The organism is Streptomyces sp. NPDC030245 (assembly GCF_055572995.1).
In genome coordinates, this window is record NZ_JBVICF010000002.1 from 433033 (window position 1) to 447829 (window position 14797).

At 72.2% G+C, this 14797-nt stretch carries 14 protein-coding genes; 2 read left to right on the plus strand and 12 right to left on the minus strand.

The genetic code is table 11. The annotated features are described in order from the left end of the window. Nucleotides 1-98: 98 nt before the first annotated feature. On the plus strand, nucleotides 99-1130 hold the full coding sequence (locus ACZ4Z4_RS06585; RefSeq protein WP_468323087.1) for a PAS domain S-box protein: 1032 nt from the start codon (nucleotides 99-101) through the stop codon (nucleotides 1128-1130). A gap of 11 nt (nucleotides 1131-1141) precedes the next feature. Here the strand turns inward: ACZ4Z4_RS06585 and ACZ4Z4_RS06590 are convergent, their stop codons facing one another. Beyond that, nucleotides 1142-1657 (minus strand): lytic polysaccharide monooxygenase auxiliary activity family 9 protein, encoded by a 516-nt coding sequence (locus ACZ4Z4_RS06590; protein WP_468323090.1) that lies wholly within the window; start codon nucleotides 1655-1657, stop codon nucleotides 1142-1144. Between the two features lie 275 nt (nucleotides 1658-1932). On the opposite strand from ACZ4Z4_RS06590, the gene ACZ4Z4_RS06595 reads away from it, so the two are divergent. Then, entirely contained in the window at nucleotides 1933-2937 is a 1005-nt protein-coding gene (locus ACZ4Z4_RS06595) for an MsnO8 family LLM class oxidoreductase (RefSeq protein ID WP_468323093.1), read from the plus strand. Between the two features lie 214 nt (nucleotides 2938-3151). Here ACZ4Z4_RS06595 and ACZ4Z4_RS06600 read toward each other — a convergent pair whose 3' ends face one another. From ACZ4Z4_RS06600 to ACZ4Z4_RS06650, 11 genes are all read right to left on the minus strand, one after another. Beyond that, the gene (locus tag ACZ4Z4_RS06600) at nucleotides 3152-4393 is read right to left on the minus strand and encodes an ABC transporter permease (RefSeq protein ID WP_468323097.1); all 1242 of its coding nucleotides are present in this window, start codon (nucleotides 4391-4393) and stop codon (nucleotides 3152-3154) included. 19 nt (nucleotides 4394-4412) lie between these two features. After that, on the minus strand, nucleotides 4413-5174 hold the full coding sequence (locus ACZ4Z4_RS06605) for an ABC transporter ATP-binding protein (RefSeq protein WP_468323100.1): 762 nt from the start codon (nucleotides 5172-5174) through the stop codon (nucleotides 4413-4415). Then, nucleotides 5171-6607, minus strand: a complete 1437-nt coding sequence (locus ACZ4Z4_RS06610) for a peptidoglycan-binding protein (RefSeq protein WP_468323103.1) — start codon at nucleotides 6605-6607, stop codon at nucleotides 5171-5173. Before ACZ4Z4_RS06610 ends, ACZ4Z4_RS06605 begins: the two co-directional genes overlap by 4 nt. Then, complete coding sequence (locus tag ACZ4Z4_RS06615; protein ID WP_468323106.1) at nucleotides 6604-7197, minus strand: hypothetical protein; 594 nt, start codon at nucleotides 7195-7197, stop codon at nucleotides 6604-6606. The genes ACZ4Z4_RS06610 and ACZ4Z4_RS06615 overlap by 4 nt, the downstream gene beginning before the upstream one ends. A 177-nt stretch (nucleotides 7198-7374) precedes the next feature. Beyond that, nucleotides 7375-8760 carry a cation:proton antiporter gene (locus ACZ4Z4_RS06620; protein WP_468323109.1) on the minus strand — a complete coding sequence of 462 codons (1386 nt, stop codon included), beginning with the start codon at nucleotides 8758-8760 and terminating at the stop codon, nucleotides 7375-7377. A 5-nt stretch (nucleotides 8761-8765) separates the two neighbouring features. After that, the gene (locus tag ACZ4Z4_RS06625; RefSeq protein WP_468323112.1) at nucleotides 8766-9293 is read right to left on the minus strand and encodes a flavin reductase family protein; all 528 of its coding nucleotides are present in this window, start codon (nucleotides 9291-9293) and stop codon (nucleotides 8766-8768) included. A 9-nt stretch (nucleotides 9294-9302) separates the two neighbouring features. Continuing rightward, complete coding sequence (locus ACZ4Z4_RS06630; RefSeq protein ID WP_468323114.1) at nucleotides 9303-10865, minus strand: tryptophan halogenase family protein; 1563 nt, start codon at nucleotides 10863-10865, stop codon at nucleotides 9303-9305. 73 nt (nucleotides 10866-10938) lie between these two features. Continuing rightward, nucleotides 10939-11151, minus strand: coding sequence for a ferredoxin (locus tag ACZ4Z4_RS06635; protein ID WP_468323117.1), 213 nt, complete (start codon nucleotides 11149-11151; stop codon nucleotides 10939-10941). A 32-nt stretch (nucleotides 11152-11183) separates the two neighbouring features. Continuing rightward, nucleotides 11184-12386, minus strand: a complete 1203-nt coding sequence (locus ACZ4Z4_RS06640; RefSeq protein ID WP_468323120.1) for a cytochrome P450 — start codon at nucleotides 12384-12386, stop codon at nucleotides 11184-11186. An 8-nt stretch (nucleotides 12387-12394) separates the two neighbouring features. Continuing rightward, a complete protein-coding gene (locus ACZ4Z4_RS06645) occupies nucleotides 12395-13510 on the minus strand; it encodes a cytochrome P450 (RefSeq protein WP_468323123.1) in 1116 nt (371 codons plus the stop codon). A gap of 71 nt (nucleotides 13511-13581) precedes the next feature. After that, entirely contained in the window at nucleotides 13582-14787 is a 1206-nt protein-coding gene (locus ACZ4Z4_RS06650; protein WP_468323126.1) for a cytochrome P450, read from the minus strand. Nucleotides 14788-14797 lie beyond the last annotated feature (10 nt).

Here is a 14797-nt window from a genome sequence, read left to right on the forward strand (position 1 = left end):
AGGCCACAGACGCCCGTGACGCCTCGATGGGCGCCCACGACTCAGGCAAATGCCTGAGTGACCGCGCGTCGCAGAGTCATCGACGGACGGAGACCGCTGTGGACGATACGAGCCTCAAGGCACTGCCCCCGAGCGGGAGCCGGGCCCACAGCTTCGCGGACCTGGTGGATCTCGCCCCGGCCGCCGCCTTCATACGGGACAGCGAGGGGCGCTACCTGTGGGCCAACCACGCCTACGCGCACCTCTACGGCACGGTCCCGGAGGACATCGTCGGCAAGTACATCGAAGACCTCGACGCGCCCGCCGAAGCCGGCCGGTTCCGCGCCCTCGACCAGGAGGTCCTCAGCAGGGGCGCGCCGGTGCGGCACACGCTCGGCTACCGGCGCAGGGACGGCAGCGCGGGCCGCGCGGTGGGGCACCGCTTCCCCGTCCGGGAGAACGCGCGGACCTGCGTCGCCGGGATCTACGTGGACGTCACGGACCACTTGCGCGTCACCGTGCGGTGGCAGGAGGCGGAGGAGAACCTCCAGGCACTGCGCGACCACAGCGGGCTGCCCTGCGCGCTGCTCTCGGCGAACGGGCGCGTGGTCGAGGCGAGCGCGGCGGCCGCGGAGCTGCTCCGGCTCGAACCGCACGACCTGGTCGGCCGCCGCGCGCACACGCTGCTCGCCCCGGAGCCGGGTCTCGATGTGCTGCACCGCCGCTGGCGGTGTCTGCTGTCGCGCCGCACCAGACGGGTGGAGACGTCGGCGGTGCTCGTGGACGCCCAGGGGCTGCGGCGCCGCGCGCGGCTCCATCTGACGACGATCGGTCACTCCGCCGTACGGGCCAGGTACGTCTGGGCCGTCGTGACCCACCAGAGCCTCGCGCACGAGGCGCACGCGTCGCTCACCGCCGCGCAGATCCGCATCCTCTCCCTTCTGGCGGAGGGCAGCAGCAACGGGGACATCGCCACGTCGCTGAAGCTGTCCCGGCAGACGGTCGACTACCACCTCAGCCGGTTGCGGCAGCTCCTGGGCGCAGGTACCCGCCCGGCTCTCGTGGCCCGCGCCTATGTCCTCGGCATCCTGGCCCCGTGCGCCTGGCCGCCGCGCTCCGCCACGGCGGCCCATCCGCTCAGCTCCGTATGACGGGGCTCCGGTCAGCGGATGTTGACGTCGATGCAGGCGTAGAAGGCGTTGGCGGTGTCGCCGATGTTCCACACCGCGAGGACCTTGTGCCTGCCGGTGAAGTTACCGAGGTTGACCTGGTGCGAGACGGTCTGCGGCGGCTGCTGGTTGTGGCCGTCGATGGTGGCGACCTTGGTGCCGTCGACGAAGTACTCGTAGTTCGCGGTCCGGTGGCGAGCGGTGAACGTCCAGGTGAAGGTCTGCGTCCTGCTGACGTCGCTGACCTTCCAGCCCTTGCTGTCGTTGTCCAGCTCGGCGAACCGGGCGTTGCCGCCGCTGCAACTGCGCAGGCCCTTGGGCCCCTCGACGCTCTGCGGCTCGTACTTGATGTCGCCGCAGGGGACGGTGCGCGCGGCGCACTGGGCCTGACGGCTCGCGGGGGCGTTGACGTATCCGTGCGCGCTGGCCGAACCGGTCGGCAGGGTGAGGGCGAGGACGGGTGCCATGGCGGCGCCGATGGCCGCGGCGATCTTCCGCTTCTTGTCCATGCGTACTCCTTCACGGGGCAAGGGCTTCATGGGGGGGGTGCGGCGTGAAGTGCTCTCGTGGGGCGAGTGAGGGGGTGGGGGACGGTCGGGAATGGTGGGGGTGGTGAGGGCGTTGCGGTCGAGCAGGACCGGGGGTTCACGGCTGCCGATTAGTCCAGACCATAGACTTTGGCCAGACGCGGTCAAGGTTGGATTCCGGCCACGCGCGGGAGCCGTGGCCCGTCCCGGCCCCGCGCCACGAAGTGGCACGTTCCGCCCAGCTGAAGGGGTCTCGTGTGGAAGCAGTCCGGTTCTCCGTCCTCGACCGTTCGCGCACCCGTGAGGGGCACGACGGCCCGGAGGCCCTGCGCGACACCGTGCGCCTCGCCCAGGACGTGGAAGCCCTCGGCTACCACAGGTTCTGGGTTTCGGAACATCACGGTGTGCCGGGTGTCGCCGGGTCGGCGCCCACCGTCCTCGCGGCCGCCGTCGCGGCGGCCACCCGCACCATCCGGGTCGGCACCGGCGGCGTGATGCTGCCGAACCACCGGTCGCTCGTCGTGGCCGAGCAGTTCGGGGTGCTCGAATCGCTCTTCCCCGGCCGGATCGACATGGGGCTCGGCCGCTCGGTCGGCTTCACCGACGGGGTGCGCAAGGCGCTGGGCCGCGACAAGCACGACGCCGAGGACTTCGCCGCCCAACTGGCCGAGCTGCTCGACTGGTTCCGCGGCACGTCCGGCACGGGGGTGCGGGCCCGCCCCGCCGAGGGCCTGCGCGTCCCGCCGTACGTCCTGGCCGTGGGCGAGGGCGCGGCGATCGCCGCCGAGGCGGGTCTGCCCCTGGTCATCGGCGACATCCGGGGCCGCGACAGGATGCTGCGCGGCATCGAGCGGTACCGCGCCGGGTTCCGGCCCTCGGCGTGGCTGGCCGAGCCGTACGTCATGATCTCGGGCACCGTCGCGGTGGCGGAGAGCGAGGAGGCCGCCCGTCGCCTGCTGCTGCCGGAGGCCTGGTCGATGGCGTACTCCCGCACGCACGGCACGTTCCCGCCGCTCCCGCCGGCCGAGCGCGTGGAGGCGCTGGCCATGACGGAGAAGGAGCGCGGCTTCTACGAGGAGGGGCTGGCCGGCCAGGTGCACGGCACGGAGGAGCAGGTGGCGGACGCCCTGCGGCGGGTGATCGAGGAGAGCGGCGCGCAGGAGGTGCTGGTGACGACCAGCACGTACGACCGCGCGGGCCTGCTGGACTCCTTCCGGCGGCTGGCCCGCGTGGCGGGCCTGACTCCGGCCGGGAACGCGTAGGGCGGGTCCCGCTGCTCGGGTCCCGCCCGCGTCGCGGTCCGGGATCGGCCCGGAGGCGGCGCGGACGGGCGCGGTGCCCCCGTGGCACGGGGGACGGTTCCAGCGGAAGCACCGCGGTCCCAGTGGCCCTTGCGCTTGCTTCCCCAGGGCCCTCGGGGTCGGTCTCGTGCGAAGGACCGGTCGTGAGCGGCAGGCCGGTCTCGGCCGACGGCGCTCACGTCGTCGCCAGTGCCTCCGTCGGGGGCAGCCTGGCGGCGCGTACGGCCGGGTAGAACCCGGCGAGGCCGCCGATGACCAGCGTGGCGCCGATGCCGCCCGCCATCGCCCAGACCGGGACGACGGACGGCCAGCCCTGGTAGGCGGAGTAGCCGCCGGTGACGGCGATGCCGAGCAGGACGCCGCCGAGGCCGCCGAGGGCGGACAGGAGCAGCGCCTCGGCCAGGAACTGGGTGCGGATCTGGCCCCGGGTGGCGCCGAGCGAGCGGCGCAGGCCGATCTCGGAGCGGCGTTCCAGGACGGAGATGACCATCGTGTTGGCCACCCCGACGCCGCCCACGAGCAGGGCCACTCCGCCGAGGCCGAGCAGCAGTCCGCTGAGGGTGTCGTCGGTGGCTTCCTTGGCGGCCAGCGCGTCCGAGGGGCGCGAGACGTTGGCCTCGTTGGGGCTCTCGGGGTTGGTGGTGGCGCCGAGGACGGCCTGTACGTCGTTGACGGCCGACTCCTCGGCCCGCGTGAAGATGGTGGTCGGGGAGCCGTCGAAGCCCAGTTCGCGCTCCGCCGCGGTCCAGCCCACGAGGGCCGACGAGTCGAGCGAGGGCACGAGTTCGTTGGGGGCGAGCAGGCCGACGACGGTGAACCAGCGGCCGCCGAGCCAGACCTTCACGTCCTCCCCCGCCCGGTGGACGCCGAGCTGCTCGGCGGCCTTGGGCCCGAGGACGACGGAGGGATAGCGGCTGTTGGCGGCGTTGAGCCAGCGGCCGTCGACGATCTCGGCGCCGACCGACTTCGGCAGGTCCGTCCGGGCGGCCGAGACGTTGAGGCCGCCGGTCTCCTCCTCGGGCGTGTGGTCGCTGCGGTAGACCTTGGCGTCGGTCTTGCCGATGGCGGAGACCGACTCCACGTCGTCCATGTTGGCGATCATGTCGACCGATTCCTCGGGCAGATGGGCCTGTCCGCCGCTGAAGTTCTGCCCGGGGGTGACGGTCAGGAGATTGGTGCCCAGGGCTTGCAGCCTGCGGTTGAGGTCTTCGGTGGACGAGGTGGAGATGCCGACCACGCCGACCATCGCGGCGATGCCGATGGCGATGCCGAGCGCCGAGAGGAAGACCCGCATAGGACGGGAGCGCAGGCCGGAGCCGCCCACCCGCAGCACGTCGGCCGGGTTCATCCGGGCCGGCCTCGGCCGCCGCACGGGTTCGGGAGCGGCGGCCCGCTCCAGCTCCTTGATCTCGCTCATACCGGCTCCTTGGTCTCGGTCATCGCACGGCCTCCCGGGGCACGAGGGACGAGGCGCCCCCGCCGGCGACCGAGTCGTGCTCGATCCGGCCGTCCTTGAGGCGCACCTCGCGGGGCAGGGTCGCGGCGATGTCCCGGTCGTGGGTGATGACCACCACGGTCGTCCCGGCCTCGTGCAGCTCGTGGAGGAGCTCGATGACGACCGCTCCGGACCGCGAGTCCAGTGCGCCGGTCGGCTCGTCGGCGAGCAGCAGGGGCGGGTCGCCGAGCACCGCGCGGGCGATGGCCACACGCTGCTTCTCGCCGCCGGACAGCTGGTGCGGCTCGTGATAGAGCCGGTGGCCGAGACCGACCCTGCGCAGGGCGCGCTCGGCCAGGCGGCGGCGCTCGCCGCGCGGCCTGCCGCTGTACAGCAGTCCGTCCGCCACGCTGTCCAGCGCCGGTACGCCGTACGCCAGGTGGAACTGCTGGAAGACGAAGCCGATGGTGTCGGCCCGCAGCGCTGACAGTTCGCGGTCGGAGAGGTCGGCCACGTCGTGTCCGTCGATGCGGACCCGCCCGGACGAGGGGCGGTCCAGGGTGCCCATGATGTTGAGCATCGTGGACTTGCCCGACCCCGAGGGGCCGACGATGGCGAGGAGTTCACCGCGCCGGATGACGAGGTCGGCGCCGCGCAGCGCGGCGACGTCCTCGTACGTCTTGGAGACCCCGGTCAGCTCGACCACGGGACGGTCCTGCCGGTCCGTGGCGGACGCGGGGATCTCGCGGAGGGGCAGGCTCACTTGGGAACCCCCACGACGGTGCCTTCCTCGATGCCCTTGCCGGACACCTCGACCCTGCTGTCGGCGAACATGCCGAGCTTGACGGGGCGGTACTCGGTGCCGTCGGCGGTGACGACCTCCACGGCGTACCCTCCGCCGCGCTGTGCCACCAGGGCGGCCACGGGGACGACGAGGACGTCCTTGCGGGACTCGGCCTTCAGCGTGACCTCGACGGCCGCGGCCTGGTAGCGTCCGAGGCCCTTCTGGTCCTTCACCGTCAGCTCGACGGGCAGGGTGGCCTTGTCGTCGGAGTCCCCGGAGCCGGAGTCGCCGGAGCCGCCCGCGGAGTCGTCGCTCTGCGCGGTGGACGGTGTTCCGATGTCCGTCACCTCGGCCTCGACCGTGGTGTTGTCGGGGAGTTGGACGGTGGCCTTGGTGCCCTTCTCGACGAGGTCCTCGAACTGCACGTCGAGGTCGACGCTGACGATCCGCTCGGTGTCGGTCCAGGAGAGCACGTCGCCGCTGAGGGCGGCACCCGGTGAGGTCTTCACGTCCGCGACGCGCCGGGCGTCGGGGGCGACCACGGCGTCGCCGGCCCGTACGGTGCCGGTCTCCTCGCGGTTCAGGTCGTCCTGCCAGTCCTTCACGGCCTCGGCCGTGGCGGAGTTGTACGTGTCGTCGACGGTGAAGCCCTTGTAGCCGAGGGCGCGGAGGTTCTTCTCCAGCATCTCGACGTCGTCCCCCTCGCTGCCCGACTGCAAGGTGCGGTAGAGGGGGAAGGAGCCGTACAGCAGCGGGACGCGCTGCTGGTCGACGCGGTAGACGGTCTCGCCGCGCTCGACGACGGTGCCCTCCTCGGGGACCCAGGTGACGACGCCGTCGCCCGAGCCGCCACCGGCAGCCCCTTCCTGACCCGACTGGCCGGACTGCCCCGACTGCCCCGACTGACCGGACTGGCCCGACTGTGCGGACTGCCCGTCGCCCGAGCCGGACGACGAGGCCGGGGCCTGCACGGTGGTCGCGTCGCCGTAGCCGAGGTTGCCGTCGACGCTCTCGGTGTCGGTCAGCGTCGTGCGCTCCACCTTCGCCGTGGCCGGCGGTCCGGCGGGCGCGGAGCCCCCCGAGTCGCCTCCGTCGCCGCCGATGGTGCCGGTGGCGGCGACGCCGGCCGCCGCGGTCACGGTGATCGCGGCGAGCGCGACCAGCGAGGTGCGCAGCGGGCGGCGCCTGCGGCCGCTGCCCGACGGCGGCTCCTCCTCGTCCGCACCCGCCGCGGAGACGGACTTCTCCGTGGAGACGGTCTCCAGCTCGGCGGCGGTGTCCGGCGCCGCGGTCGTGTCGAGCGCGGCGCCACCGGTCCGGTCCGCCGCCACCTCGCCGGACCCGTGGCGTTCCAGCGCGCCGGACGGCTCGCCGGACAGGTGCGGTGCTTCGGTCTCGTCGCGGCTGGTCACTGCGGGACGCCTCCCCCTTGACCGTTGTTCATCATCATGCCGCCGCCGGGGTACTTGCTCTGGCAGGCGGCCATGGCCTTGGTGAACTCCGCGCCGCCCGGGGTGATGCCGGTGCCGTTGATGTCGATCTTCATGTTGCTGCCCTCGATCTCCGGGTCGGGGAACTTGGCCAGCCCGTTCTCGCGCAGGCACTTGGCCCACGCCGCGACCTTCTTCGAGTCGAGGGCCTTGCCCCCGCCCCCGCCGCCGCCCAGACCTTGCGGGGCCTTGTCCCGGCAGGCCTCCGCGGCCTTCTTGTACGACTCCGAGTTCACGTCGACCCCGTCTCCGGGGGTGAGCCTGACGCCGCCGGTGTCCTGCTGCGGGTCGGGGTAGTCGGGCGCCCCGTTCTCGCGCATGCACTTCGAGTACGCGAGGCCCTGGTCGAACGGGCTGGTCGGGGAGGCGGACGGGTCCTTGTCCGACGAGGCTGCGGAGGAGTCCCCCGAGCAGCCCGTGAGGAGCGACCCGGTGACGAGAGCGGATGCGGCGACGAGTACGGGCGCGATGGCTCGCTTGCGGGCGAATGCTCGCTTCTGTGTGAAGAACATGGATCCAACTTCTACGCGGCGGGCGGTCACACGGCGGGCACAAAGCCGGGCGTCCGCACAGTGCCGGCATGGGTGGCTCACCGTGTGCCGGGGCAGGCCGGAACGGCCGCGTGCCGAGGGCGCGCGGCCGTTCCGGTTCCGCCCCGGTGCGCGGGGGCGGCGGGCGTGGGGAGCCGGTCAGGGTCCGGTGCGCTCCGGGCTGCCCCTGACCTGCTCCGGGCTGCCCCTGGCCTGTGGTGCCCCGCGCCACGCCGTGAGCCTGCGCTCCTCCTCCTGCGTGCAGTCGATCCGCTTCATGGCCGCCTTGAGCAGCGGCGGCGCCATGACGGAGGTGACCACCGCGACCAGCACGATGATCGTGTACGTCCTGGTGTCCAGGATGCCGAGCCGCAGTCCGACCATCGCGACGATCACCTCGATGACGCCGCGCGCGTTCATCCCGGCGCCGAGCGCGAGCGCCTCCCAGCGGCTCAGTCTGCTCAGCCGCGCCCCGATGTAGGCCCCGGCGAACTTTCCGAGGATCGCGATGGCGAGGACGGTCAGCGCGGCCGCGAGCACCGGCGGGTGACGCAGTGCCCGCAGGTCGATGCGGAGTCCGGCGGCCGCGAAGAAGACGGGGGCGAGGACGGCGAGGACGACCATGCGCAGCGACGCCGTGCGGGCCCGGTCGAACTCCCCGCTCGAACCGATGAGCATGCCGCAGAGGTAGGCCCCGAAAACCGCTTCGAGGCCGAGCGCCTGGGTACCGGCCGAGGCGAGCAGGATCATCGCGGCGGCCGCCGAGACGGTCCGCTCGTCCGACCCCCGGCACAGCCGCAGGGCTCTGCGGACGACCGGGCGGCCGATCAGCAGCGCGAGCAGGAGGACCAGCAGGAGCGAGCCGATGGCCTCGGCGAAGACACCCGCGGTCAGTCCGCCCACGGTCATGGCGGAGACCACGGAGAGCATGAACCAGCCGAAGGTGTCGTCGATCATCCCCGCGGCCAGGGTCAGCTGGCCCACGTCGCGGTGGATGAGGTCCATGTCCATCAGCGTCTTGGCGATGACCGGGATGGCGCTGACGCACATCGCCACGCCCAGGAAGAGCGCGAACATCTGTCGGTCGGCGGCGCCGATGCCGAGCATCCGCGCGAGCGGGTAGCCGAGGCCGACCCCGAGGGCGAGGGGCACGAGGAGCCCCGCGAGGCTGACGCGCAGCGCCGTGGCGCCCCGGCGCCGGATCATCCGCAGGTCCATCTCGATGCCGGTGAGCCCGACGAGGAGGAGCACGGCGAGCTGTCCCACCGCGTCGAGGAGGTGCACCTGCCCGGGGTCGGCGGGCAGCAGCCACGCCGCGGCGTCCGGCGCCACCCAGCCGAAGAGCGTGGGGCCGAGGACGACGCCCGCGCTCAACTCCCCCACGATCGCGGGGAGTCCGCAGCGGGCCGCCAGCCTGCCGAGCATGATGGCGAGCAGCAGCAGCACGCCGACCTGAAGCAGGAAGATCAGCAGGGCGTGCGCCGCGATCGGCGGCACGGGCGCGGCCCACACCAGGTCGGCGGCGATGGGCGACCCGCTGTGCACCGTGTTCACCTCCCGGGCCGGGCGCCGGCGCCCCGTTCACCGGCCACGGCCGGTACGCCCGGAGAGAGTTCGCTGTACCGGCGGAAGCCGTAGAGCAGGGCGCTCTCGTGGCGGAAGCGTTCGACGGAACGCACCGCCCCGACGACGATCACGTGGTCGCCGGAGGGGTGGGTGCGCTCGACGGCGCAGTCCGCGACGGCGTGCGCGGCCTCGATCAGGGCGGGGCTGCGGGTGCGGCCGGACGGCCGCCAGGCGACGCGCTCGAACCGGTCGGGCGCGCCGGAGGCGAAGAGCGCGGCGACCCAGTCGGCCTCGCCGTGCAGCAGGTTGACCGCGAACGCGCCGCTGGCGAGCACCGCGGCCAGTGTCGGGCTGCCGCTGCGCAGGCACGTCAGGAGCGTCGGCGGGTTCACGCTGAGGCTGCACAGCGACGAGCACGTCATGCCGCGGGGCTCCGCGCTCGCGTCCCGGGCCGTCACGACCGAAACGCCGGTCGGGAACGACGCCATCATGTCGCGGAACTCGGTGTCCATGTGCCTCGCTCACACCCCGTCGCGCATGCGTTTGAAGTACTCGTTCTGCGTCGGCAGGGTGCGCACCAGCGACCGTGCCTTGTCCTTGATCGTCTGGAACTCGGCGAGTGCCTCCTTCTCGTCGACCAGGTCGAGGGCGGGCGACGGCTTCACGGGGATGCCGCCGGTGCCGAGCAGGATGCAGTTGTACGAGTAGGGCGGCAGGCCGTGGTAGCGCGGGTAGACCGTGCCGGTGTCGGGGACCTTGCTCTCCCACAGTTCGAGGCGTTCGGCCAGCGCGTCGGGCACGGCCCGGGTCTTGGTGTCCCGCCAGTACTGGTTGTCGGCCCGCTTCGCGCCCCGGTAGTGCAGGACGAGGAACTCGCGTACGCCGTCCATCACATGGGCCTGGGCGCTGTTGTACTGCTCGCGCAGCGAACGGTCCCAGTCGGCCGCGGGGTAGTACTTGACCAGCTGCTCGATCGCGTAGTGGATGAAGAAGATCCCGGTGGACTCCAGTGGCTCCACGAAGCCGCTGGACAGGCCGATGGCCACGCAGTTGTTGACCCACGAGCGGCGGCTGCGGCCGATCCGCATCCGGATGTGGTTGGCGGGCACGTCGGCCGCGGCGGGCCCGACGAACTCGCGCAGGGTCCGCTCGGCCTCGTCGGGGTCGAGGTAGTCGCGCGCGTAGACGTATCCGGTGCCGATCCGGCTGATCAGCGGGATGGTCCAGATCCAGCCCGCGTCCTGGGCGGTGGCCGTCGTGCAGGGGCGGATCGGGTCCTTGTCCATGTCCATGGGGACCTGGAGGGCGACCGCGCTGTCGTTGGGCAGGGTGTCCTGGTACGGCACGAACGGTTCCTCCAGCGCCTTGTTCAGGAGGAGGCCGCGGAAACCGGTGCAGTCGACGAAGAGGTCGCCCTCCAGCAGGCCGTGCTCGGCGGTCCGCACGTGGGAGAGCCAGCCGCGCTCGTCGAGGCCGACGTCCACCACGTTGTCGACGACGTGCCGCACGCCCCGCTGGGTGGCGTACTTCGTGAGGTACTTGGCCAGCAGGTGCGCCTCGAAGTGGTAGGCGTACGGGAACTGCGCGCCCTGGTACTCGGCGATCGTGTTCGGCAGCGCCTCGCCCTCGACGAAGTCCTGTTCCAGGAGCCGGTTGTCGAGGTAGCGGGGGCTGCGGTTGGCGTCGATCACCGAGGCCATCACGAAGCAGTCCACGTCGAACCGCGCGGTGGTGGGGTGGCGCAGCCACCAGTCGGTGAGGGGGAAGCCCTTGACCGACCTGAGCTGCTCGAAGGGGTGGTAGAAGTGGTGCCCGGGCTCGCGCCAGTCCTCGAAGCGGACGGCGAGTTTGTACGTGGCGTTGCAGGCGGGCATCCAGTCCCGCTCGGCGAGGCCGAGGAACTCGAAGAAGTGCCTGATGTCGCTGAACGTGGCCTCGCCGACGCCGATGGTACCGACGTCCGCCGACTCCACCAGCGTGATCTTGATCCGGTCGCCGAAGGCCGCCGTCAGGTACGCGGCGGTCATCCAGCCCGCCGTGCCCCCGCCGACGATGACGACGTTGCGTACAGGAGCATGCGTCATTTCCCCCACCCCACTTTTGATGATTGAGCACCTGTGCGCGGTCGCGTCGACGCACCGACGCGCCCGCCGCGGCCTACCGGCCGCGTTCGTCCCGACCGCTCAGCGTGATCGCGCCGGCCGGGCACCTCGCGGCCGCGCCGCGTACCGCGGCGGCCGCACCGGGCCCGGGCCGTGCCGCCTTGAGCAGCACCTTCCCGTCGTCCTCCGACTGGTCGAACACAGCGGGTACGTAGCTCATGCACAGGCCGGAGCCCGCGCACCTGCCGCGGTCGACGCGTACCTCCATCTCTCGTCCCCTCTCGCCGGGCCGCCGTGGGCTCACCAGGTGACCGGCAGCCGCTCCACGCCGTACGCGGTCGACCGGATGCGGAACTCGACGTCCCGCGTGGGCACCGCGAGCCGCAGGCCGGGGAAGCGCCGCAGCAGCGCCGCGTAGGCGATGCGCAGCTCCATCCGGGCCAGCGCGGCGCCGATGCAGTGGTGGATGCCGTGCCCGAACGCGACGTGCGGCACGGGTTCCCTGGTCACGTCGAGCCGGTCGGGCTCGGGGGTCAGCGCCGGGTCGCGGTTGGCCAGCGGGATCGAGCAGACGACGGTGTCGCCGGCCCTGATCAGCCTGGAGCCGAGCGTGACGTCCTCGACGGCGGTGCGGGGCGTCGGCGCGTGCGGCACGGACAGGTAGCGGAGCAGCTCCTCGACGGCACGGTCGAGGGCCGCGGGGTCGTCGCGCACCAGGGCGAGCTGGCCGGGGTTCTCCAGGAGCGCGAGGGCGCCGAGGCCCAGCATGCCGGAGATGTTGTCGAGTCCCGCGAGCATCAGCAGGATGCAGATGCCCCGCAGTTCCTTGTCGGTGAACTCGGCTCCGTGGTCGCGCACCAGCATGCCGAGGAAGCCCTCGTCGGGGTCCTTGCGCTGCCGGGCCACCAGTGCGGCGAGGTAGCGGGTGAACGCCGATCCCGCGGCGGTGCGCTCCTGCCGTCCGCTGCCGGTGGCCAGGTGGGCGTGGCAGCGGCGCAGGAAGTCGTCGCGGTCGTCGCGGGGCACGCCGATCAGTTCGCACAGCACCGGTCCCGGGATCGCCGCCGCGAACAGCTCGGCGAGGTCGGCGGGGCGTCCGGCGCGCTCCATGGCGTCGAGGCGCTCGGTGACGATGTCCTCGATGCGCGGCTGGAGTCTGCGCATCCGCCGGACCGTGAACTCCGGTGTCAGCATCTTCCGCAGCCGGGTGTGCTCGGGCGGGTCGTAGTCCATCAGGAGCCCGACGCCCTCGTCGGGCCGGTCGTCGTGGCCGGCCGGCTCGCGGGAGCCGAAGCGGCGGCGGGTGGAGAACCGTACGTGGTCGCCGAGGACCTTGCGCACCTCTTCGTGGCCCGTGACCAGCCAGAGGGGCTCGCCGCCCGCGCCGGGGGCCAGACTGACGCGGGTGACGGGCCCGTCGGCGGCGAGGCGGCGCAGGTCGTCGGCCGGGTCGAAGCGGGTACGGCGGGTGTGCAGCGGTACGGCTGCGGTCTCGTGCGGCATGTCGCCCCTTACCAGGCCACCGGCAGCGTCTCCACGGCCTTCGACGTGAAGCGGAGTTGGTCGCGCGGCACGGCGAGCCGCACCTCGGGGAACCTGCGCAGCAGTTCCCCTATGGCGATGCGCAGCTCCATCCTGGTCAGCGGGGCGCCGAGGCAGTAGTGGATGCCGTGCCCGAACGCCATGTGCCGGCTGTTGTCGCGGGTGATGTCGATGGGCTCCTGCGGCTCCCCCGGCGAGGCGGTGTTGTTGGCGCCGAGCAGCGAACAGGCGATGGACTCCCCCGCCTTGACCGTCTTGCCCGCGAGGGTGACGTCCTCCAGGGCGGTGCGGGGCGAGGCGTGCGAGATGATCGACACGCTCCGGATCAGCTCCTCCACCGCGTGGTCGATGAGCTCGGGCCGCTTCTTGAGCAGCGCGAGCTGGTCGGGGTTCTCCAGGAGGGCGAGGATGCCGAGGCCCAGTGTGCCGCCCACGTTCTGGATGAAGGAGGCGAGGAGCGTCGCGGCGGTGCCCGTCAGTTCGGCGGGGCTGAGGTCGGCGCCGTGCCGCTGGATGAGCCGGCCGAGCATGTCCTCGCCGGGGTCTCGGCGCTTTCGCGCGGTGAACTTGCTCAGGTAGATCAGGTACGAGTTGCCCGCCGCGTCCCGCTGCTCCCTGTCGGGGTTGTCGATGCGGTTGGTGTCGAGGTGGCGGGCGAGTTCGGCCTGGTCGTCCCGGGGTATGCCGAGCAGGGTGCAGCCGATCAGGCTGGTGGTGGGCCACACGAAGTGCGGTACGAGGTCGATCGGCTGCTCGGCGCCCTCCATGGCGTCCAGGCGCTCGGTCACGACCTTCTCGACGAGGGGTTCCAGGGTGCGCACCCGCCGCAGGGTGAACTCGCCGGTGAGCATCTTCCGCAGCCGGGTGTGCTCGGGCGGGTCGTAGTGCAGCAGGTTGCCGGGCTGGACGAGGCGTCGGGAGTCCTCGATGGAGTCGGCGGGCGGCAGCGTGGTGAACCGCTCCGTGTCGCCCAGTACCGCCCGCACCTCGTCGTAGCCGGTGGCGAGCCAGGCGCGTTCCATGGTTCCCGGCGGGGTCATCTCGACGAGCGGCGACTGTTCGGTTTCGTCCAATGGCTTGGGCATTCTCGGAATCCTTTCGCCCTTTCCTACGAGTCTGAATTTCGTTCCGCACACCCGTCAAGGATGTCCAACGCTCACCAGCAGACGAGGAGTTCGTCTATTCCATAGTTCGGTGTCCAGGTGCGGAAGCGGATTTCCTCCGCGGGTACCGCGACGCTCAATGTGGGGAACCGCTGGAACAGGGCCGCGATCGCGATGCGCAGCTCGACGCGGGCCAGTACGGCGCCCAGGCAGTGGTGGACGCCGTGCCCGAAGGCGAGGTGTCCGGAGTTGTCGCGGGTGATGTCGAGGGTGTCCTGCGGCACGCCGTCCACCGGGCTGCGGCTCACCGCGAGCAGGGAGCAGATCACGGACTCGCCGGCCCGGATCAGGTGCCCGCCGACGGTCACGTCCACCAGGGCGGTGCGGGGTGTGGCGTTCTGCACGGACGAGACGTAGCGGATGAGCTCCTCCACCGCCGAGGTGATCAGCTCCGGCCGCTCCTGGAGCAGGGCCAGCTGGTCGGGGTGGTCGAGCAGGGCCAGCGGGCCGAGGCCGAGCATGCCGCCGATGTCCTCGAGGCCGGAGCCCATGATGGCGGCGGCCATGCCCGTCAGCTCCTCGTCGGTGAGCTCCGCGCCGTGCCGGCCGATCACCATGCCCAGCAGGTCGTCGCCGGGGTCGCGGCGCTTCTGCCGGACGAGCCTGCGCATGTAGACCATGTAGGCGTTCACGGCCGCCCGCTGCCGCTCGCGCTGCTCGCGGCTGGTGTGCCGGCCGAAGCCGGTGCCCGTCCTGCTGATGTTCAGGTTGCGGGCCAGTTCGGCCGCGTCGTCGCGGGGCACGCCGAGCAGTGCGCTGCCCACCAGGCCCGGGATGGGCCAGGCGAAGTGGCGCACGAGGTCGGCGGGTTGTCCCGCGCCCTCCAGCGCGTCGAGGCAGTGCGCCACGGTCTCCTCGATGAAGGGTTCCAGCCTGCGGATGCGCCGGAGGGTGAACTCGGGGGTGAGCATCCTGCGCAGCCGGGTGTGCTCGGGCGGGTCGTACTGGCGCAGGTTGCCGACCTCGATCTGCGGTTTCCCGCCGCCCCTGCCGTCGTCGGGCGGCAGCATGCTGAACCGGTCGTCGCCGAGGATCGCCCGCACCTCGTCGTAGCCGGTGGCGAGCCAGTGGCGGGCCGGGGCGCGCCCGCCGGTGTCCAGTTCGACGAGCGGTGTGCGGGCGCCGAGTTCCGTCAGTTCGGGCACGGGTTCTATCCCGTTCCTGCGGGTGTGCGCGGAGGTGCTCACTGCCTTCGACATGCAGGGTCCC

Bases quoted from the DNA above. Each gene is read 5' to 3' on its own strand.
- ACZ4Z4_RS06625 (WP_468323112.1), bottom strand. From the start codon at position 9,293: ATGGACACCGAGTTCCGCGACATGATGGCGTCGTTCCCGACCGGCGTT.
- ACZ4Z4_RS06615 (WP_468323106.1), bottom strand. From the start codon at position 7,197: ATGTTCTTCACACAGAAGCGAGCATTCGCCCGCAAGCGAGCCATCGCG.
- ACZ4Z4_RS06590 (WP_468323090.1), bottom strand. From the start codon at position 1,657: ATGGACAAGAAGCGGAAGATCGCCGCGGCCATCGGCGCCGCCATGGCA.
- ACZ4Z4_RS06640 (WP_468323120.1), bottom strand. From the start codon at position 12,386: ATGCCGCACGAGACCGCAGCCGTACCGCTGCACACCCGCCGTACCCGC.
- ACZ4Z4_RS06635 (WP_468323117.1), bottom strand. From the start codon at position 11,151: ATGGAGGTACGCGTCGACCGCGGCAGGTGCGCGGGCTCCGGCCTGTGC.
- ACZ4Z4_RS06645 (WP_468323123.1), bottom strand. From the start codon at position 13,510: ATGCCCAAGCCATTGGACGAAACCGAACAGTCGCCGCTCGTCGAGATG.
- ACZ4Z4_RS06650 (WP_468323126.1), bottom strand. From the start codon at position 14,787: ATGTCGAAGGCAGTGAGCACCTCCGCGCACACCCGCAGGAACGGGATA.
- ACZ4Z4_RS06600 (WP_468323097.1), bottom strand. From the start codon at position 4,393: ATGAGCGAGATCAAGGAGCTGGAGCGGGCCGCCGCTCCCGAACCCGTG.
- ACZ4Z4_RS06630 (WP_468323114.1), bottom strand. From the start codon at position 10,865: ATGACGCATGCTCCTGTACGCAACGTCGTCATCGTCGGCGGGGGCACG.